Consider the following 18,698-nt stretch of genomic DNA (forward strand, 5'->3'; position numbering starts at 1 on the left):
GGACGCGCGGGACGGACGCGCGGGGTCCTTCCGGCGGCGCGCCGTACCGGCCAGGACGGCGGCGGACGGCCTGTGGGAGTTTTCCACAGGCCGTCCGCGGCGTTCGGACGGCCGAAACTAAGCTGTCGCGCATGACCAGCACACCGCACCGCGCGTTCGACCGCACCCACACCGACGACCTCGCCGCGTTCGTCACGGCGAGCCCCACGCCGTACCACGCGGTGGCCGCCGTGGCCGAGCGGCTGGACAAGGCCGGCTTCCGGCGGCTGGCCGAGTCCGAGCCCTGGGAGGCCGGCAGCGGCGGGCGGTATGTGGTGCGCGGCGGCGCGATCGTGGCCTGGCACGTGCCGGAGGGCGCCGCGCCGCACACGCCGTTCCGCGTGGTCGGCGCGCACACCGACTCGCCGAACCTGCGGGTCAAGCCGCGCCCGGACATGGGCGCCGCGGGATGGCGACAGGTCGCGGTGGAGATCTACGGCGGGCCGCTGCTCAACAGCTGGCTGGACCGCGACCTGGGCCTGGCCGGGCGGCTGACGCTGCGCGACGGCTCCACCGCGCTGGTCGACGTGCACCGCCCGCTGCTGCGCGTCGCCCAGCTCGCCGTCCACCTCGACCGGGGGGTCAACGACGGACTGGCGCTGGACCGCCAGCGCCACCTCCAGCCGCTGTGGGGTCTTGGCGAGGCGTCCGACGGCGACCTGATCGGCTTCCTCGCCGCCGAGGCCGGGCTGGACGCGGAGGACGTGGTCGGCTGGGACCTGATGACGCACGACGTGCAGCCGCCCGCCTACCTCGGCCGGGACCGCGAGCTGCTGGCCTCCCCCGGCTGGACAACCTGCTGTCGGTGCACGCCTGCACCGCCGCCCTGGCCGCCGCGGCCGCCGGCGGCGGCGAGCTGCCGCACATCCCGGTGCTCGCCGCCTTCGACCACGAGGAGAACGGCAGCGAGGCCGACACCGGCGCCCAGGGCCCCCTGCTGGGGAACGTGCTGGAGCGCTCGGTGCACGCCCGCGGCGGCGACTACGAGGACCGGATGCGGGCGCTGGCCGGCACCGTGTGCGTGTCCTCCGACGTCGGCCACGCCGTGCACCCCAACTACCCCGAGAAGCACGACCCCACCCACCACCCGCGGGCCAACGGCGGCCCCATCCTGAAGACGAACGTCAACCAGCGCTACGCCACCGACGGCGGCGGGCGCGGCGTCTTCGCCGCGGCGTGCGAGAGCGCCGGCGTGCCCTTCCAGCACTTCGTGTCCAGCAACGCGATGCCGTGCGGCACCACCATCGGCCCGATCACCTCGGCGCGGCTCGGTATCACCACCGTGGACGTGGGCGTGCCGATCCTGTCCATGCACTCCGCCCGCGAGCTGTGCGGCGCGGACGACCCCCACCTGCTGGCGAGCGCCCTGCACGCATTCCTGCGCGGCTGACCCGCCCAGCCCCGCCCCGACCAGCGTCCCGCGCCCCGCCCCGCGCCCGGCCGCGCCCCAACTCCCGGGGCGTGTCCGGAATGTGACAATCCCGTTCCCTGTCCGTCTATGCGACAAGAGGTCCAACTGATTTACTCGCGGCCATGACTGAGAACCAGCCACCTCCGTACGGCGGTCCCCCCGGCGGCCAGCCCGGGCCTTACGGACAGAACCCCTACGGCCAGAATCCGTACGGGCAGCAGGGCGGCATCCCCGGCCAGCCCGGTCCCTACGGGCAGCCGCAGCCCGGCGGCATACCCTCCTACCCCGGCGCGCCGCAGCAGGACATGGCCGCCTACGGCCAGCAGCCGGTGGGCATGCCGCCGCTGGCGCACTGGGGTTGGCGCGTGCTCGCGTCGATCATCGACGGCGTGATCGTCGGCGTCGCGGAGATCATCCTCGCGATCGCCCTCGGCCGGCTGGGGCCGTCGATCGCCAGCCTGTTGGCCCTGATCGTGTTCGGCTACCTGGAGGGCACGAGGGGTCAGACCCCCGGCAAGATGGCGGTCGGCACCCGGGTGCTGCGCGAGGCGGACGGCAACGTGCTGGGCGTGGGCCTGGCCATCGGCCGCCGCCTGCTGCACATCCTGGACGCGCTCGCGTGCCTGCTCGGCTTCCTGTGGCCGCTGTGGGACGCCAAGCGCCAGACGTTCGCCGACAAGATCGTCAAGTCGGTCGTCATCAAGCCCTGACGCGCGGCCCCGCCGCGCGCACCACGGCCTCCCGTCCCCCCGTCCCCCGGTCCGCTCCCGGCGCTTTTCCCGCAGCCGCGGGAGGAGCGCCGCTCTCCTGTCCGCTCTCCTGTCCGCTCTCCGGTCACGCTTATCCGTCCCGCTCCTCGGGCCGCGGCCGGCCGGTACGCCCCGCAGCGGCGGGTGGTGATTGCTCGTCGGAAGCCCGGGTAGGCGGCCGACGAGGGGAACTCCCCTCTACCTGGACACAATTGATGGAGGCGAGGACCGTGGGCATCGGAGGCTGCATCATTCTGATCGCGGCCGGTGCGATCATCACCTTCGCGACCGACTGGCACGCGAAGGGCGTCAACGTGGATCTGCTCGGCCTGATCATGATGGGCGTGGGCATCATCGGTCTCGCGGCCTACGTCAGCATCTTCAAGCGCCGGCGCGTACCCCCCACGGCTGATGGTGACGTGCCGCCCGTCGTGGAGGAGCGCTACTACCCCGGCAACCGCTACTGACCGACCGGCCCGTCTGCTCACTGAGGCGGTGCGTCCTGGTCGTCGAGCCCCGCCAGGACCAGCGCCAGCCGGGCGTCGCCGCCCTCGGCGAGCCGCACCGGCACCCCCCAGTCCTGCTGGTGCACATGGCAGGCGGGATAGGGGTTCACCGGGTCGTCGTCGCACGACGCGGCCATCGCCGAGACGTGCAGGACGCCCTCCGGCACCCCGGGATCGAGCACCAGGTCGCGGAAGAGGTCGGTGCCCTTGCCGGCACCCTCCTTGAGCAGTTCCGGCGGCGTCGCGCTGACCAGCAGCCGGGTGGACGGGCCGTAGCGCTCGTCCAGCTTCTGCCCGGCCGGCGCGCTGAAGACCACGTCGAGGCGGAAGGCGCCCGGCGCCACGTCGGTCGCGGCCCGCCGGGTGCGGTGGGCCACCGCCTCGACGCGTACCGCCTCCTCCGGCAGGTGCAGCCGGGTCAGCCGGTGCCGCGCGGACTCCACGACCACCACGTCGTCGTCGACCACCACCGCGTCCGAGGGCTCGCGCAGGTCGGTGGCGAGCGTCGACACCTCGCCGGAGACCGGGTCGTAGCGGCGCAGCGCGTTGTTGTACGTGTCGCTGACCGCGACGCTGCCGTCCGGGAGTGCGGTGACGCCCAGCGGGTGCTGGAACAGCGCCTGCCCGGCCGGCCCGTCGCGGTGCCCGAAGTCGAACAGGCCGGTGCCGACGGCCGTCCGCACCACGTAGTCCTCGTAGTCCTCGCCAGGGCCCTCGCCGCCGGCCGCGTCCCCGACGCCGCCTGCCGCGCCTGCCGCGCCGTCGGCCGCCCCGGGCGCCGCGTCCACCCGCTCGACCCAGCGCAGCGCCGACGTCTCGGAGTCGGCGACCCACAGCCGGGGGCCCGCCGCCGACAGGCCCGAGGGCTGGGCGAACCACGCCTCGGCCGCCGGACCGTCGACCAGGCCCTCGTTGGTGGTGCCGGCCGCCACCTCGACCCGGTCGGCCGCCGGGTCGTACGTCCACAGCTGGTGCACGCCGGCCATCGCGATCCACACCCGGCCCTCGAACCACGCCACGTCCCACGGCGAGGACAGCGCGACGTCCCGCGCCGGACCGGAACTGGGCGAGCCCTGCCACCACTGCCGGCCGGTGCCGGCCACCGTGCTGACCCGTCCGCTCTCGGGGTCCACCAGGCGCAGCACGTGGTTGACGGTGTCGGCGACCACGATCTCGCCCGTCGGCAGCAGGGCCAGGCCCTGCGGCTCGCTGAACCGGGCGGTCGCCGCGTCTCCGTCGACCAGGCCGCGCTCGCCGGAGCCGATCCGCCGGATCACCGTCTCGCCGTCCGCGGCCAGCTCCACCAGGGCGTGCCGGGTGGAGTCCGAAACCAGGTAGTGCCCCGAGACGGGCAGCGCCAGCGCCTTGCCGGGGAAGCGCAGGTCGGTGGCGACCGGCTCCGGCGGCACGTACGGGCCGTCGCCGCGGCGCAGCGTGCCCTTGGCCGCGTGCTCCTTCTCCAGCCGGGTGACCAGCCGCTCCAGCGCGTGCGCGTGGCCCTCGCCGGCGTGCTGGGCGACCACGTACCCCTCGGGGTCGATCACCACCAGCGTCGGCCAGGCGCGCACCGCGTACTGCTTCCAGGTGGCCAGCCGCGGGTCGTCCAGCACCGGGTGGTGCACCTCGTAGCGCTCGACCGCGTCGACGACCGCCTGGTGCTCGGCCTCGTGCACGAACTTCGGGGAGTGCACGCCGACGATCACCACGGTGTCCCGGTGCCGCTCCTCCAGCTCCCGCAGCTCGTCCAGGACGTGCAGGCAGTTCACACAGCAGAAGGTCCAGAAGTCGAGGATCACGATCGATCCGCGCAGGTCGGCGAGGGTCAGGCTCTTGCCACCGGTGTTCAGCCAGCCGCCCTCGCCGATCAGCTCGGGGGCCCGGACGCGTGCACGTGCAGTCATGCCTCCCATGAAACATCATCGGCGCACGGACCGAGAGCCGCCGCAGGGGGTAGGCATCCGGGCATGAAATACGTGGTGCGCGAGAAGATGTTCGCCGTCGGCGACGACTACTGGATCGAGGACGAGCACGGCCGCAGGGCGTTCTACGTCGACGGCAAGGTGCTCAGGGTGCGCGAGACGCTGGAGCTGCAGGACCCCGGCGGCGCGGTGCTGGCCGTCATCCACAAGAAGCTGCTGTCGCTGCGTGACGCCATGACCGTCGAGCGTGACGGGCAGACGCTGGTGACCGTGAAGAAGAAGCGGCTGGCGCTGCTGCACGACGTCTACCGGGCGGAGCTGGCCTCCGGTGAGGAGCTGGAGGTGCGCGGCGACCTGATCGACAAGGAGTACGACATCGAGTACGAGGGCGAGCGGCTGGCCCGGATCTCCCGCCGCTGGTTCTCGCTGCGCGACTCCTACGCGATCGACGTCGAACGCGAGGACGCCGATCCGGCCATGCTGATCGCCGTGGCGGTGTGCGTGGACCGGCTGGTGGAGAAGGAGCACGGCGAGGACGGGTAGCCGGGCGGGCGGCGGACCCCCGGGGCCGCCCGGGGCCGCCGCCTCGGGCCCGCGCGCCCACCCGGCCGCCGCGCCAGGGGCCGCGCGGCTACTCGTCGATCTCGAACCAGATGGCCTTGCCGTCGCCCCGGGGGTCCACGCCCCAGGCGTCGGCGAGCTCCTCCATCAGCAGCAGGCCGCGCCCGGAGGAGGCCATCTCGCCGGGGCTGCGGCGGTGCGGCATGTCGTCGGAGCGGTCGCCGACCTCGGCGTGCAGCCTGCGGGTGCCGGGCATGCCGATGACCTGCGCGGTCAGCACCGCGTCCTCGTCGGTGTGCACCAGCACGTTGGTGATCAGCTCGGAGACCAGCAGAATCGCGGACTCCACCTGGTCGGGCGACCGCCAGTCGTGCAGCAGCGCCCGGATGTCGTCGCGGGCCGCGCTGATCTGGGCCGGCGCGTTCTGCGCCACCCGCAGCACGGTGCGGCGCACCGGCACCGCGCAGGTCGGGCCGTCCGGGTCGCGGCGCAGCAGCACCAGGGCGATGTCGTCCTCCCGGCGGTCGGCCAGCGGCCCGGTGGTGTGGTGCGAGGCCGGTCCGTGCACCGCCCTGACCAGGGAGTCCGCCAGCTCCTCCAGATCGTCGGCGGGACCGGCCTCGAAGACCTCGAAGACCCGGTTCCAGCCGGTGTCCAGGTCGTGGCCGCCGGTCTCGATCAGCCCGTCGGTGCACAGCAGCAGCACCTCGCCGGGCTCCAGCGCCAGCCGCGCGGTCGGGTAGTCGCTGTCCGGCTCGATGCCCAGCGGCAGCCCGCCGGGCGTGCGGCGCACGATCGTGGTGCCGTCGCCCAGCCGGACGGCCGGCTCCGGGTGCCCGGCCCTGGCCACGTCCACGCTGCCGGTCGCCGGGTCGACCTCCAGGTACAGGCAGGTCGCGAAGCGCACGTCGTCCGGCCCGGCCTCCTGGGTGAGGCCGGCCAGGAACCGGGAGGCGCGCGAGAGCACCGCGTCCGGGCCGTGCCCCTCGGCGGCATACGCCCGCAGCGCGATGCGCAGCTGGCCCATCAGGCCGGCCGCCCGCACGTCGTGCCCCTGCACGTCGCCGATGACGATGGCGGTGCTCCCGGACGGCAGCCCGATCACGTCGTACCAGTCGCCGCCGACCTGGAGCCCGCCGCCGGTCGGCACATAGCGCGCGGCGACCGCCATCCCGTCGATGCCGGGCTCGCGCACCGGCAGCATGGTGCGCTGCAGGCCGTCGGACAGCGCCCGCTCCGACTCGTGCACATGGGCCCGGGACAGCGCCTGCCCGAGCATCCGGGCGACCGTGGTGAGCACCGACCGCTCGTCCGGGGTGAACCGCACCGGCTCGCGGAAGGCCGCCATCCAGGCGCCGATCGTGGTGCCCGCCACGGTCAGCGGCAGATACGCCCACGAGACCCGCTCGAAGGTCTTGACCACCGGCCAGATCCCCGGGAAGCGCCGTTCGTACTCCTGCGGGCTGGCCACGTAGACCGCCTGGCCGGTGCGGGCGACCTGGGCGGCCGGGTAGTCCGCGGCCAGCGGCATGCCGTCGAAGGCGTCGTTGGCGGCGGCGCCGTCCTGGCCGTGGTGGCCGATGAGCACCAGCCGGTCGCCCTCGACCCCGAAGACCGCCAGGCCGTCGGGGGAGAAGCCGGGCATGGACAGCGTGGAGGCCACCCGCAGCACCTCCGCGGTGGAGTCCGCCTCGGCCAGCGCGCGGCCGGCGTCCAGCAGGAACGCCTCCCGCGAGCGCCGCCAGTCCACGGGCGCGGCGCCCGGGCCCCGGCCGGCCCGCTCGCGCACCTCGTGCACGGTGCCGCTGAGCAGCGGGCCCTGCGGCCGCAGCCGGGCCCGCACGGTGCGCGTCACGCTGCCGTCCCGGCCCACCACGCGCAGCAGCGACTCGGCCACCGAGCCGTCCGCGGTGGCCAGCGAGACCGCGGAGGCGAGGGCGACGTAGTCCGAGGCGTGCAGGCAGGCCCGTACCGCGGCCGAGCGGTGCGTGGCGGGGCCTCCGGACAGTCCCAGCAGGCGGGCCGCGCGGCCGTCGACCGTGACGGTTCCGGTGGATTCGTCCCACTGCCACAGGCCGTAGCCCACGGCGGCGAGGACGTCCTCGGTGCGCATTCGCCCAGTTTAGGAGGACAAGGGTGGTATAGGCCAACGTATCCGAATGGGGAGCGGGCCGGTGCCGCCGGTAGGCTGTCGGGGTTCACCCCGCGGCCGCCACGCCGAGCCGCGCGTCCCCATCGAACCGACGACTTGGACGAACGATGCACCGGTACCGGTCCCACACCTGCGGAGAGCTGCGCGCCACCGACGTCGACACCGACGTCCGCCTGTCCGGCTGGCTGCACAATCGCCGCGATCTGGGCGGCATCCTCTTCGTCGACCTGCGCGACCACTACGGCTTCACCCAGCTCGTCGCGCGCCCCGGCTCCCCGGTCTACGAGCAGCTCAGCAGCCAGTCCAAGGAGTCCGTGGTGCGCGTGGACGGCCGGGTGGTGGCCCGCGCCGCGGAGAACGTCAACCCGGAGCTGCCGACCGGCGAGGTCGAGGTCGAGGTGATTTCCCTGGAGGTGCTCGGCGCCGCCGACCCGCTGCCCTTCCCGGTCTTCCCCGAGGACAACGCGAACGAGGAGCTGCGGCTCACCAACCGCTTCCTGGACCTGCGCCGCCAGCGCATGCACCGCAACATCATGCTGCGCACCCAGGTGATCTCCTTCCTGCGCCGCGAGATGACCGCGCTGGGCTTCAACGAGATGGCCACCCCGATCCTGTCCGCCACCTCGCCGGAGGGCGCCCGCGACTTCCTGGTGCCCTCCCGGGTGCACGCCGGCAAGTTCTACGCGCTGCCGCAGGCCCCGCAGCAGTTCAAGCAGCTGCTGATGATCTCCGGCTTCGACCGCTACTTCCAGATCGCGCCGTGCTTCCGCGACGAGGACTCCCGCGCCGACCGCTCGCCCGGCGAGTTCTACCAGCTCGACGTCGAGATGAGCTTCGTGGAGCAGGAGGACGTCTTCGGCGTCATCGAGAAGGTGATGACCGACCTGTTCACCGAGCTGGGCGGCGGCCGCACGGTCACCTCGCCGTTCCCGCGCATCCCGTTCCGCGAGTCGATGCTGAAGTACGGCAACGACAAGCCGGACCTGCGCACCTCGCTCGAACTGGTCGACGTCTCCGCGGTCTTCGCCGACTCCGGCTTCAAGGCGTTCGCCGGCAAGCACGTCCGCGCGCTGGCCGTGCCCGACACCGCCGACCAGCCGCGGAAGTTCTTCGACTCGCTCGGCGAGTACGCGGTCTCGCTCGGCGCCAAGGGCCTGGCCTGGGTGCGCGTCGGAGGCTCCCCGGAGAAGTACGAACTCACCGGCCCCATCGCCAAGTTCCTCACCGAGCAGGACACCGCCGCGCTCATCGCCGCGGTCGGCGCCGAGCCGGGCACCGCGATCCTCTTCGGAGCCGGGGAATTCGACGAGGTCTCCAGGATCATGGGCCCGGTCCGGGTCGAGGCGGCCAAGCGCGCCGGGCAGTTCGAGGAGAACGTCTTCCGGTTCTGCTGGATCGTGGACTTCCCGATGTTCGAGCGCAACGAGGACACCGGGCAGATCGAGTTCTCCCACAACCCGTTCTCGATGCCGCAGGGCGGCCTGGAAGCGCTCGACACCAAGGACCCGCTGGACGTCCTGGCCTGGCAGTACGACATCGTCTGCAACGGCATCGAGCTGTCCTCCGGCGCGATCCGCAACCACGAACCCGCGGTGATGTACCGCGCGTTCGAGATCGCCGGCTACGACCGCGCGACCGTGGAGGCGGAGTTCGGCGGGATGCTGCGCGCCTTCCACTTCGGCGCGCCGCCGCACGGTGGCATCGCGCCGGGCGTCGACCGCATGGTGATGCTGCTCGCGGACGAGCCGAACATCCGCGAGACGATCGCCTTCCCGCTGAACCAGAACGCGCAGGATCTGCTCATGGGAGCGCCGTCGGAGGTCTCCGAGGCCCGCCTGCGGGAGCTGCACCTGCAGCTGCGCCGGGCCGCGCCGAAGTCCTGATCCCGGCGCCGGGCAACCTCGGGGGGCTCGCACCCGGTTGGAGGGGTGTGGAGAGGACAGACGGTGAGCGAACCGGGGTTCGAGGAGTGGGTGGCGGCGCGGGGCCCGAGGCTGCTCCGCGTCGCCTGGCTGCTCACGGGCGACGCGCACCTCGCGGAGGACCTGCTGCAGACCGTGCTGGCCAGGATCTGGCCCAAGTGGTCGCGGATCGCCGCGGAGAACCCCGAAGCGTACGCGCGCAAGGCGCTGGTGCACACGCACGCCTCCTGGTGGCGGCGGCGTTGGCGGGGCGAACTCCCGCACGGGGAGCTGCCGGACCGGGCCGCGGTGAGCGACCCGTTCGCCGCGGTCGACCTGGAGGACGCGCTGGCCGCGGCGATCCGCTCGCTGCCGGTGCGCCAGCGGGCGGTCGTGGTGCTGCGCTACTTCGAGGACCTGAGCGTCGCGGAGACCGCGGCCGTGCTGCGCTGCTCGGAGGGCACGGTCAAGAGCCAGGCGTCCAAGGCGCTGCACTCGCTGCGGTCCCGGCTGCCCGCCGCGGTCGCCGTGGACGGGGGCGAGCACGGTGACTGACCCCACCCCCGACGGCGCCCGCGAGGAGCAGGAACTGCGCGTGCTGCTGGAGCGCGCCGTGCCCCAACTGCCCGCGCCCGCCCAGCGGCTGGAGAGCGTGCGGGAGCGGGTGCGGCGTCGCAGGCGGCGCCGGGCCGCGGGCCTGTCCGCGACCGCGGTGCTCGCGGTCGCCGCCGCGGGACTGCTGCTGCCGGGCGCCACCGATCCGGGCGGCAGCCCGCCGCCGGACGCCACCGGCACCCTCGCGCCCACCGTCACCGGCACCGCGTCCGGCACCGCCTCGGACCCGGCGGCCGGCAGCGCGCCCCCGACGGCCGTGCCCACGACGACGGGGGAGGCCACCTTCGCGCCCACCGCGATGCCGCGCAGGTTCCCCACGCTCAGCGGGCTGCGCGTGGCGGTGCCCGCGAAGTGGTCCGTGCTGGTCGCGCATGACAGTCCCAGGGCGTACGTGTCCTCGCAGGACCTCGCGCTGCCCCAGGCCGGCTGCGCCACCCAGCGCGACGACTTCTGCACGCCGCTGGTGCGGATGCTGGACACGGACGGGGTCCTGGTGCAGTTCACGCTGTCGCTGGACCAGGGCATGGCCGACAAGGCGCGGGGGCCCGGCCGGACCGGTGTGACCGGCGAGAGCGTGGTCGACGCGTGCCGGGCGGTCGGCGGCACCGAGCAGCTCGGCGCGCTGCTCGCCGACGGCTCGGGCTCGCCCGCGGTCGTCGTCGCCACCGCGTGCCTGGCCGACCCCACCCCCGAACAGGAGACGCGCGCCCGCGAGCTGATCGCCGGCGCGGACTTCTCCTGACCGCGCCCACCCGAGGTCCGTCCCGGCCCTGGCTCCGCACCCGTCCCGGCCGGCCCCGGCCCCGACTCCTCCTGATCCCGACTCCGGGCTCCGATCCGGGCCCCGGCCCCCCGGCCCCCGACCCCGGCCCCCCCATCCCGGCCCCGCCTCGTGAAAGGCCCGTACGCCGCCATGTCCACCGAACGGTTCCGCCCCTCGCGTCCCCGCCGTACCGCCGGGTCCCGCCGGCACCGCCGCCGCGCCGCGGTGTCCGTGCCGGCCGCGGTGCTCGCCTGCACGGGGGTGCTGGCCGCCGCCGCGCTGGTCGCCGGGTGCGGCGCGCAGCGGGAGTCCGGGGCGCGGCCGTCCCGGATCGCCGACGTCGCCCCGCTCACCAGCGGGCAGCCCGCGGTGGGCCGGGCCGGCCGCGGGGCGCCCCAGCCGGACGGCTCGGCGCTGCCCACCGCGCCCGTCGAGCCCGCGCAGCTGCCCGGCGTCGGCCCCCGCACCCGCGCGCAGATACCCGCCGGCGCCCAGCAGGCGGCGCTGGTCACCGGCGACGGGCACGACGCGACCACCTCGACGGTCCGGCTCTTCCGCCGCGACGCCCGGGGCGGCTGGGCCCCCGCCGGGCCGCCCTGGCGCGCGCACAACGCGGCGCACGGCTGGACCGACCGCCACCACACCGGCGACCTGCGCTCGCCCATCGGCGTGTTCACGCTCACCGACGCCAGCGGCCGGCTGCCCTCCCCCGGCACCAAGCTCAGCTACGACCACGCGCCGATCGGCTTCGACGTGCACGGCACCGGTGTCGAGGGCGAACCGCTGGCCGGCGCCTTCGACTACGTCATCGCGATCGACTACAACCGCAAGCCCGGCATGTCCCCGCGCGACTGGACCCGCCCCATGGGCGAGTCCCGCGGCGGCGGCATCTGGCTGCACGTCGACCACGGCGGCCCCACCGAGGGCTGCGTCAGCCTGCCCAAGCGCGTGATGGTGACCCTGCTGCGCACCCTCGACCCGGCACTGCACCCGGTGGTGGTGATGGGCGACGCGGCCGCGCTGGCGCGGTGAGCCGGGGCCTGGCCGTTTCTCAGGCCGCAGCCTCCGGGTCGCCGCCGAAGCGGGTGACGTACGACTCCAGGTCCTCGTCGGTGATCTTCGCGAACAGCACCGGCGGGACCGTGAACGGCGTGCCCGCGGGGACCGTGTCCAGCGCCGCGGCCTGCTGGGGGGTGACCCACGTGGCGTCGTCGGCCGGCAGCGCGAACGCCCCGCGCATCGCCTTCGCCGAGGCCGGGATGAACGGCTCGGAGACCACCGCGTACAGGTGGATCAGGTTCATCGCGGTGCGCAGCGTCAGCGCCGCGCCCTCCGGGTCGGTCTTGATCTCCAGCCAGGGCGCCTTCTCCTCCAGGTAGGAGTTGCCCGCGCTCCACAGCGCCCGCAGCGCCTGGGCGGCCTTGCGGAACTGGAGTGTCTCCATGTGGGTCTCGTACTCGGCGAGCAGTCCGGCGATCTGCTCGCCGAGCCGGGCCTCGACCGCCCCGGGCTTCGCGCCGGCCGGGACCTCGTCGCCGAACCGCTTGCGGGAGAAGGACAGCACGCGGTTGACGAAGTTGCCGAGGGTGTCGGCCAGGTCCTTGTTCACCGAGGACGCGAACAGCTCCCAGGTGAAGGAGGTGTCGTCGGACTCCGGCGCGTTGGCCATCAGGAAGTAGCGCCAGTAGTCGGCGGGCAGCAGGTCCAGCGCGGCGTCGGTGAAGACGCCGCGGCGCTGCGAGGTGGAGAACTTCCCGCCGTAGTAGTTCAGCCAGTTGAACGCCTTGACGTGGTCGACCTTCTTCCACGGCTCGCGTGTGCCCAGCTGGGTGGCGGGGAACATCACGGTGTGGAAGGGCACGTTGTCCTTCGCCATGAACTCCGTGTAGCGCACGGGATTCTCGCCGGAGTCCGCCTGCCACCACCAGGACTTCCAGTCGCGGTTCGCCGGGTCCTCGTCCGCCCATTCCTTGGTGGAACCGATGTACTCGATCGGCGCGTCGAACCAGACGTAGAAGACCTTGCCCTCGGCGGCCAGTTCGGGCCAGGTGTCGGCGGGGACGGGGACTCCCCATTCGAGGTCGCGCGTGATCGCGCGGTCCTGCAGCCCCTCGGTGAGCCACTTGCGGGCGATCGAGGAGGCCAGGGTCGGCCAGTCGGCGCTGGTGGCGTCGATCCACGCCTCGACCTCGCCGGCCAGCGCGGACTGGAGGAGGAAGAGGTGCTTGGTCTCGCGGACCTCCAGCCGGTCGCTGCCGCTGATCGCGGAGCGCGCCTCGATGAGGTCGGTGGGGTCGAGCACCCGGGTGCAGTTCTCGCACTGGTCGCCGCGCGCCTTGTCGTACCCGCAGTGCGGGCAGGTGCCGACGATGTAGCGGTCGGGCAGGAAGCGCTCGTCGTCCAGCGAGTACACCTGCCGGATGGACCGCTCCTCGATGAAGCCGTTGGCGAAGAGCGCGCGGGCGAACTCCTGGGTGATCTCCCGATTCTGCGCGGAGGAACTGCGGCCGAAGTGGTCGAAGGACAGCTCGAAACCGTCGTAGATCGCCTTCTGCGCGTCGTGCGCCTGCGCGCAGAAGACGTCGACCGGAAGTCCTGCCTCCTTCGCGGCGAGTTCCGCGGGGGTGCCGTGCTCGTCGGTTCCGCAGATGTAGAGCACCTCGTGGCCGCGCTGGCGCAGGTAACGGGAGTAGACGTCCGCCGGGAGCATGGACCCCACCATGTTGCCCAGGTGCTTGATCCCATTGATATAGGGCAGGGCGGAGGTGATGAGGTGACGAGCCATTGCAGGCTGCTCCCGATTCGTTGCGCGGAGTGAGTTCGTCCAACTACGGACCGTCAATATCATATCCGACCCGCCAGCCGTATCCCGCCGGGTTTTCCCGCCGCCGAACGGGCAGACGACGACTGGGGGTGGACATCACAGCCAGTTACTGCACGTGCACTTGCACGTGCAGATGCACGTGCTCGCATCACGAGTTATCATCTCCGGTACCAGGCAAGGCACTTATGGGGAGAAGCTGATGCGCCAAACGCACAACGGAATGGCGGCAGAAGACCTAACGGGCGTCGTCTGGCAGAAGAGCCGTCACAGCAACGCCAATGGCACATGCATGGAGTTCGCGGCGCTGCCCGACGGCGACGTCGCCGTGCGCAATTCACGCTTTCCGGACGGGCCGGCGCTCATATACACGCGCGCCGAGATCGAATCGATGATCATCGGCGTCAAGGCGGGGGAGTTCGACCACCTGATGCCGTAGTGGCGCCGATCACCTTTTATCGCCTTTTACCGGGCGATCATTCCTTGCACATCGTGACCGGTGCGAGGAACAGCGCCCAGACCACCTTGCCGGCGCCGTTCAGCGGGTGCCATCCCCAGTTCTCGCTGTACGACTCGACCAGGTGCAGGCCGCGGCCGGTCTCGGCCACGTAGTCGGGGTCCTTGGCGATCGGCGCGACCCCGCTGGGGTCGCGCACCGCACAGACCACGCGCGAGGTCCAGCGCACCAGGCTCAGCCGGATGGGCGTGCCCACCGCGCCCACCGGCACGGCGTACCGCAGCGCGTTGGTGACCAGTTCGGAGGCGACCAGCTCGATCGACTCGCGCAGCGCGGCCAGATCCCAGTGCCGCAGCGTCGCCGTGGTGAACCTGCGGGCCTCGCGGACCGACTCGAGGGCCGCGGGCAGCTCACAGGTGGCCCCGTGGTTGGCGGCGAGTCGCTCGGGCGCGAGCACGCCTTGCCATAACGGTTCCAGCACTGCCGTGGCCTCTGCCCTCATGCGAGCCCCCGAGGTGTCTGCACGCCCCCATGCTCATGGATCGGCACCCTGTGATGCAAGAGCGTCTGCACGTGCATCTGCATGCAATGATGCACGCGGCGTTGGAGAGTGACCGAATGGGTACTGCCCGCAGTGCGTTAGTGGCAGACTGCTGATGAGCCGAGGGCGGAGCGTGACCTATGAGTGCAGGGCAGCCGGGAGGCGGGTCCATCGTGCGACGAATGCTGCTGGGTGCGCAGCTGCGGCGACTGCGGGAGACCCGGGGCATCAGCAGAGAGGACGCGGGGTACTCGATCCGCGCGTCCGAGTCGAAGATCAGCCGCATGGAGCTGGGACGGGTCAGCTTCAAGGAGCGCGACGTCGCCGACCTGCTGACCCTGTACGGCGTCACCGACGACGGCGAGCGGCTGGCCATGCTGGGCCTGGTCCGCGAGGCCAACGCGGCCGGCTGGTGGCACGGTTACGGCGAGGTCATGCCGACCTGGTTCCAGACCTATGTCGGCCTGGAGGAGTCCGCCGCGCTGATCCGCACCTTCGAGGTGCAGTTCGTGCACGGACTGCTGCAGACCGAGGAGTACATAAGGTCGGTGATCCGGCTCGGCCACCCCGAGGCGGCCGAGCCCTGGGTGGAGCGCCGGGTGGGCCTGCGGCTGGAGCGGCAGAAGCTCCTGGTCTCCGAGCAGGCCCCGCACTTCGTCGCGGTGATGGACGAGGGCGCGCTGCGGCGTCCGTTCGGCACTCCGTCGATGATGCGGGAGCAGGTACGCCATCTGCTGGAGGCCGCCGAGGCGCCGAACGTGGGCGTGCGCATCCTCCCCTTCGCGGCCGGCGGCCACGCGGCGGGCGGAGGCGCCTTCACCCTGCTGAGCTTCCCCGAGTCGGACCTGCCGGACCTGGTCTACCTGGAACAGCTGACCGGCGCGCTCTACATCGACAAGGCCGACGAGGTCGCCGAGTACACCCGGGCGATGGACGCGCTGGACCGGATGGCGCTGGACACCACGGCGTCGCTGGACTGGCTGCACGCCTTCCAGCGGGACCTGTGAGCGCGGGGCGGCGACCTCGCGCCGCCGGCGGCCCCGGGGCTCCGGCCCGCGGCCCCGAAGCTCCGGCCCGCGGCCCCGAAGCTCCCGCCTGTGAATCCGGCCCGGTGCGGACGGTGTTCTTGATCTTCACCCCCGAGGTGAATAACGTCCCTCTATGTCCGCAACGCCCTCCCGGGCGACCGCGGGGTGGCACTACGGTTGCCGCGGGTCACGCGTGGGGCTGGCGTTACGAGGGGACGTACGGTGCAGCAGGAGCAGTCGCGCGCGGGTGATGCCGTACCGCCGCCGACCGCCAACGCCCGCAGCTACCGGCTCGGTCCGGTGACCGTGGTCGAGCTGCGCGGCGAGATCGACCTCGGCAGCGCCGACGCGATCGAGCCGCATCTGGCCGCCGCCGCGCAGGGGCCGCCGCCACTGACCGTGGTGCTGGACCTCGGCCCGGTGGAGTTCATCGACTGCTTCGGGCTCTCGCTGCTGGTGCGCGCCCGCCGCCGGATCACCGACCGCGGCGGCCGGGTGGCCATGGCGTGCGATCTGCGGGCCACCAGGAAACTGCTCGCGCTCACCGGGCTCGACGGCCTCTTCCATCCGTACCGTCATCTCGACGACGCCTTGCGTGACCAGATGCGGTGACCGCGGCCGCGGCGGTTTCCGTCCTCGCGGCTCCCGTCCTCGCGGCTCCCGTCCTCGCGGCTCCCGCGCCCCGGCTCCCGCCTCCCGCCTCGATGCCGGCGCGTGCCGGAAAGTGCGCTTTCGGGGGTTTTCGGGAGGCCCTTCTCACATTTAACCGCGTCCACATTTTCAGCCCGTACAGTGGTTCGCCGGGTCATGGCCCGGACCGGACGGAGTGTGACGGGAGTCATATATTCCGCCCGACCCAAGTGGTAAACGTGGGGCTTCCGTCGAGTGCGCGCAAGCCACCGGACCGAAGGTGTGGGAATGGGCGTACGTGGGCGCAAGCGCGAGCGGAGCCGCAAACGCTGGATCATCGGCGTCGTTGTGGCGCTCGCGGTGCTGGTGGTCGGCGCCGGCGGAGCGATCTACCTCAAGCTCAACGCCAACATCAGCACCTTCGACGCGGCCGGCCTGAGCAAGAACCGCCCGGCCGCCGCCCAGGCCGACGCCAACGGCGACAAGCCGGTGAACGTCCTGCTGATCGGCTCCGACACCCGCTCCGGCGAGAACGGCAAGCTCGGCGGCTCGGCGGCCGGCCCGATCGGCCGCTCGGACACCACGATCCTGCTGCACGTCTACCCCGACCACAAGCACGCGGTGGGCATCTCCATACCCCGCGACTCGCTGGTGGACATACCGCCGTGCCTGCTGCCGGACGGCCAGTGGTCGCCGGACCAGCCCAAGGCCCAGTTCAATTCGGCCTTCTCCATGGGCAACACGGCCAAGGGCAACCCGGCCTGCACCCAGAACACCGTCGAGAAGCTCTCCGGCCTGCGGGTGGACCACACCATGGTGGTCGACTTCGCCGGCTTCGCGGCCATGACCTCCGCCGTGCACGGCGTCGAGGTCTGCGTGCCCAACAACATCTACCAGGGGGACATGAACCCCAACCTCGGCTACAAGGGCAACGTCGTCCTCCAGGCCGGGATGCAGAACCTGTCCGGGCAGAAGGCGCTGGACTACGTCCGGGTGCGGCACGGCGTCGGCGACAACTCCGACGTCGGCCGGATGATGCGGCAGCAGGCGTTCCTGTCGGCGCTGATCAGCAAGGTCAAGAAGAACGGCATGAACCCGACCACGCTGCTGCCGCTGGCGGACGCGGCGACCAAGTCGCTGACCGTCGACCCGGGGCTGGGCAGCGCGAGCAAGCTGATGTCGTTCGGCCTGTCGCTGAAGAACATCGACCTGAAGAACATCCAGTTCGTCACCGCGCCGTGGAAGTACGACGGTCCGCGCATCGACCTGGTGCACCCGGACGTGGACGACCTGTTCGCCGAGCTGCGCGCGGACCGCACGCTGGAGGGCGTCAACGCCTCCGGCAAGGTGCAGCCCAAGCCCACCCCGGCGCCGACCGTGGACGGCACCGGCATAGCGGTCGACGTCTTCAACGGCACCACGACGACCGGGCTGGCCGGCAAGGCCGCGGACAAGCTCACCGCGGACCACTTCACGGTGACCGGCACCTCGACCGCCAAGTCGCAGGACCACCCCACCACGCGGGTGGAGTACGGGTCGGCGGACGCTGCGCAGGCCCGGTCGCTGGCCAAGCTCTTCCCGGGCGCGGAGCTGGTGCCGCTGAACATCGACGGCATCAACCTGGTGCTCGGGCAGGACTACGCGAAGACGGCGGCGGCGACGCCGAAGCCGCTGTCCACGGCGATCACGCAGCAGGCGCGGAGCGCGGACGCGAATCCGTGCTCGAAGCTGTCGTACGGGTGAGCCGCCGCCCGCTACGGCGGCCGGGCGCTCAGTCCGCGACGGCGCGGTGCGCGGTGACCTTGTCGACGCGGCCGACGACCAGGTACTCGCCGGGCACGCCGTTGCGCTCGCCGAACTCCCTGCCGCGGTCGGGGCCCATGTAGCGGGTGCCGATCCGGGTCGCCCACTCCTTGAGCCGGGCCGGGTCCTCGTCGATCTCCGCGGTGCACTCCAGCAGCACGAAGGAGAACGGCGGCGCCTCGTCGTCCACGCACAGCGCGAAGTGCGGGTCGCGGCGCAGCGCCCGGCCCTTGAGCGAGTCGGCGCCGGTGTTCCACATCACCCGGACGTCGTCGGGGTCGCCGTGGTCCAGCACGAACCACACCGGCGTCACGTGCGGGCGGCCGTTGGCCCGTAGCACGGCGAGCTTGCCGGTACGGGTCCCGGTGGAGACGAAGGCGTGCCACTCGGCGGGGGTCATCTGCTCCATGCGGCCAGGCTAGGTCACGGCTGCGCGCGGCCCGGCCAGGACACGGCGCGGGCCGCGGGGGCCGCGTGGGGACGTCGCGGGGTCTGCTCGGGCCGCGCGGTCAGGACGCGGCGGGGGTGTCCGCGCGGGCCGGACCGCGTACCTCCAGGCCGGCCAGCAGTTCGGCGGTGGCGGCGGCGACGGCCTCCACCGCGGCGTCGAACACCTCGCGGTTGTGCGCGGCCGGCGCGCGGAACCCGGAGACCTTGCGGACGTACTGCAGCGCGGCGGCCCGCACGTCCTCGTCGTGCACCTCGGGAGTCATCGGGGGGCGGAGGGTCTTGATGCTTCTGCACATGCCCCCAGTGTGACGCGCGCCTGCGACAGTCCCGCGACCCCTTGGCGTACGGGCGC

General features: G+C 72.6%; 17 protein-coding genes and 1 pseudogene. 12 read left to right on the forward strand and 6 right to left on the reverse strand.

Annotated features, from left to right (window positions below; all coding sequences use genetic code 11):
- The first annotated feature begins 131 nt into the window (after nt 1-131).
- The 3 genes and pseudogenes from VSR01_RS20375 (at nt 132) to VSR01_RS20385 (ending at nt 2,666) form a co-directional block, all read left to right on the forward strand.
- A pseudogene (locus VSR01_RS20375) lies at nt 132-1,429 on the forward strand (M18 family aminopeptidase).
- A 143-nt stretch (nt 1,430-1,572) separates the two neighbouring features.
- The gene (locus VSR01_RS20380) at nt 1,573-2,160 is read left to right on the forward strand and encodes an RDD family protein (RefSeq protein ID WP_326450610.1); all 588 of its coding nucleotides are present in this window, start codon (nt 1,573-1,575) and stop codon (nt 2,158-2,160) included.
- 269 nt (nt 2,161-2,429) lie between these two features.
- Nucleotides 2,430-2,666 (forward strand): hypothetical protein, encoded by a 237-nt coding sequence (locus VSR01_RS20385; protein ID WP_326450611.1) that lies wholly within the window; start codon nt 2,430-2,432, stop codon nt 2,664-2,666.
- Between the two features lie 17 nt (nt 2,667-2,683).
- Here the strand turns inward: VSR01_RS20385 and VSR01_RS20390 are convergent, their stop codons facing one another.
- Nucleotides 2,684-4,606: an NHL domain-containing thioredoxin family protein gene (locus tag VSR01_RS20390; RefSeq protein ID WP_326450612.1), complete on the reverse strand. Its 1,923-nt coding sequence runs from the start codon at nt 4,604-4,606 to the stop codon at nt 2,684-2,686.
- 63 nt (nt 4,607-4,669) lie between these two features.
- Here VSR01_RS20390 and VSR01_RS20395 point away from each other — a divergent pair, with 63 nt between their 5' ends.
- A complete protein-coding gene (locus tag VSR01_RS20395) occupies nt 4,670-5,167 on the forward strand; it encodes an LURP-one-related/scramblase family protein (RefSeq protein ID WP_326450613.1) in 498 nt (165 codons plus the stop codon).
- Between the two features lie 88 nt (nt 5,168-5,255).
- On the opposite strand, the gene VSR01_RS20400 is transcribed toward VSR01_RS20395, so the two are convergent.
- Complete coding sequence (locus tag VSR01_RS20400) at nt 5,256-7,298, reverse strand: ATP-binding SpoIIE family protein phosphatase (RefSeq protein WP_326450614.1); 2,043 nt, start codon at nt 7,296-7,298, stop codon at nt 5,256-5,258.
- A 146-nt stretch (nt 7,299-7,444) separates the two neighbouring features.
- Here VSR01_RS20400 and aspS point away from each other — a divergent pair, with 146 nt between their 5' ends.
- The 4 genes from aspS (at nt 7,445) to VSR01_RS20420 (ending at nt 11,648) form a co-directional block, all read left to right on the forward strand.
- A complete protein-coding gene (aspS, locus tag VSR01_RS20405) occupies nt 7,445-9,220 on the forward strand; it encodes an aspartate--tRNA ligase (RefSeq protein ID WP_326450615.1) in 1,776 nt (591 codons plus the stop codon).
- 63 nt (nt 9,221-9,283) lie between these two features.
- A complete protein-coding gene (locus VSR01_RS20410) occupies nt 9,284-9,793 on the forward strand; it encodes a SigE family RNA polymerase sigma factor (RefSeq protein WP_326450616.1) in 510 nt (169 codons plus the stop codon).
- A complete protein-coding gene (locus tag VSR01_RS20415; RefSeq protein ID WP_326450617.1) occupies nt 9,786-10,595 on the forward strand; it encodes a hypothetical protein in 810 nt (269 codons plus the stop codon). Before VSR01_RS20410 ends, VSR01_RS20415 begins: the two co-directional genes overlap by 8 nt.
- 171 nt (nt 10,596-10,766) lie before the next feature.
- Nucleotides 10,767-11,648, forward strand: coding sequence for a hypothetical protein (locus VSR01_RS20420; protein WP_326450618.1), 882 nt, complete (start codon nt 10,767-10,769; stop codon nt 11,646-11,648).
- A gap of 19 nt (nt 11,649-11,667) precedes the next feature.
- Here VSR01_RS20420 and metG read toward each other — a convergent pair whose 3' ends face one another.
- On the reverse strand, nt 11,668-13,401 hold the full coding sequence (metG, locus tag VSR01_RS20425; protein ID WP_326450619.1) for a methionine--tRNA ligase: 1,734 nt from the start codon (nt 13,399-13,401) through the stop codon (nt 11,668-11,670).
- 238 nt (nt 13,402-13,639) lie between these two features.
- Here metG and VSR01_RS20430 point away from each other — a divergent pair, with 238 nt between their 5' ends.
- A complete protein-coding gene (locus VSR01_RS20430) occupies nt 13,640-13,876 on the forward strand; it encodes a DUF397 domain-containing protein (RefSeq protein ID WP_326453734.1) in 237 nt (78 codons plus the stop codon).
- A 37-nt stretch (nt 13,877-13,913) separates the two neighbouring features.
- Here VSR01_RS20430 and VSR01_RS20435 read toward each other — a convergent pair whose 3' ends face one another.
- Nucleotides 13,914-14,375: an ATP-binding protein gene (locus VSR01_RS20435; protein WP_326450620.1), complete on the reverse strand. Its 462-nt coding sequence runs from the start codon at nt 14,373-14,375 to the stop codon at nt 13,914-13,916.
- A gap of 200 nt (nt 14,376-14,575) precedes the next feature.
- Between VSR01_RS20435 and VSR01_RS20440 the strand changes: the two genes are divergently transcribed.
- The 3 genes from VSR01_RS20440 to VSR01_RS20450 all read left to right on the forward strand — a co-directional run bounded on the left by VSR01_RS20440 (nt 14,576) and on the right by VSR01_RS20450 (nt 17,836).
- The gene (locus VSR01_RS20440) at nt 14,576-15,442 is read left to right on the forward strand and encodes a helix-turn-helix domain-containing protein (RefSeq protein WP_326450621.1); all 867 of its coding nucleotides are present in this window, start codon (nt 14,576-14,578) and stop codon (nt 15,440-15,442) included.
- Nucleotides 15,443-15,685: 243 nt separating this feature from the next.
- Nucleotides 15,686-16,075: an anti-sigma factor antagonist gene (locus VSR01_RS20445; RefSeq protein ID WP_326450622.1), complete on the forward strand. Its 390-nt coding sequence runs from the start codon at nt 15,686-15,688 to the stop codon at nt 16,073-16,075.
- Between the two features lie 306 nt (nt 16,076-16,381).
- Nucleotides 16,382-17,836 (forward strand): LCP family protein, encoded by a 1,455-nt coding sequence (locus VSR01_RS20450; RefSeq protein ID WP_326450623.1) that lies wholly within the window; start codon nt 16,382-16,384, stop codon nt 17,834-17,836.
- A 28-nt stretch (nt 17,837-17,864) separates the two neighbouring features.
- On the opposite strand, the gene VSR01_RS20455 is transcribed toward VSR01_RS20450, so the two are convergent.
- Together VSR01_RS20455 and VSR01_RS20460 are read right to left on the reverse strand one after the other, a co-directional pair.
- The gene (locus VSR01_RS20455) at nt 17,865-18,305 is read right to left on the reverse strand and encodes a PPOX class F420-dependent oxidoreductase (protein WP_326450624.1); all 441 of its coding nucleotides are present in this window, start codon (nt 18,303-18,305) and stop codon (nt 17,865-17,867) included.
- Nucleotides 18,306-18,405: 100 nt separating this feature from the next.
- Nucleotides 18,406-18,642, reverse strand: coding sequence for a DUF2277 family protein (locus VSR01_RS20460; RefSeq protein ID WP_326450625.1), 237 nt, complete (start codon nt 18,640-18,642; stop codon nt 18,406-18,408).
- Nucleotides 18,643-18,698: the final 56 nt, after the last annotated feature.

It is taken from the genome of Actinacidiphila sp. DG2A-62, from assembly GCF_035825295.1.
Lineage (GTDB): Bacteria > Actinomycetota > Actinomycetes > Streptomycetales > Streptomycetaceae > Actinacidiphila.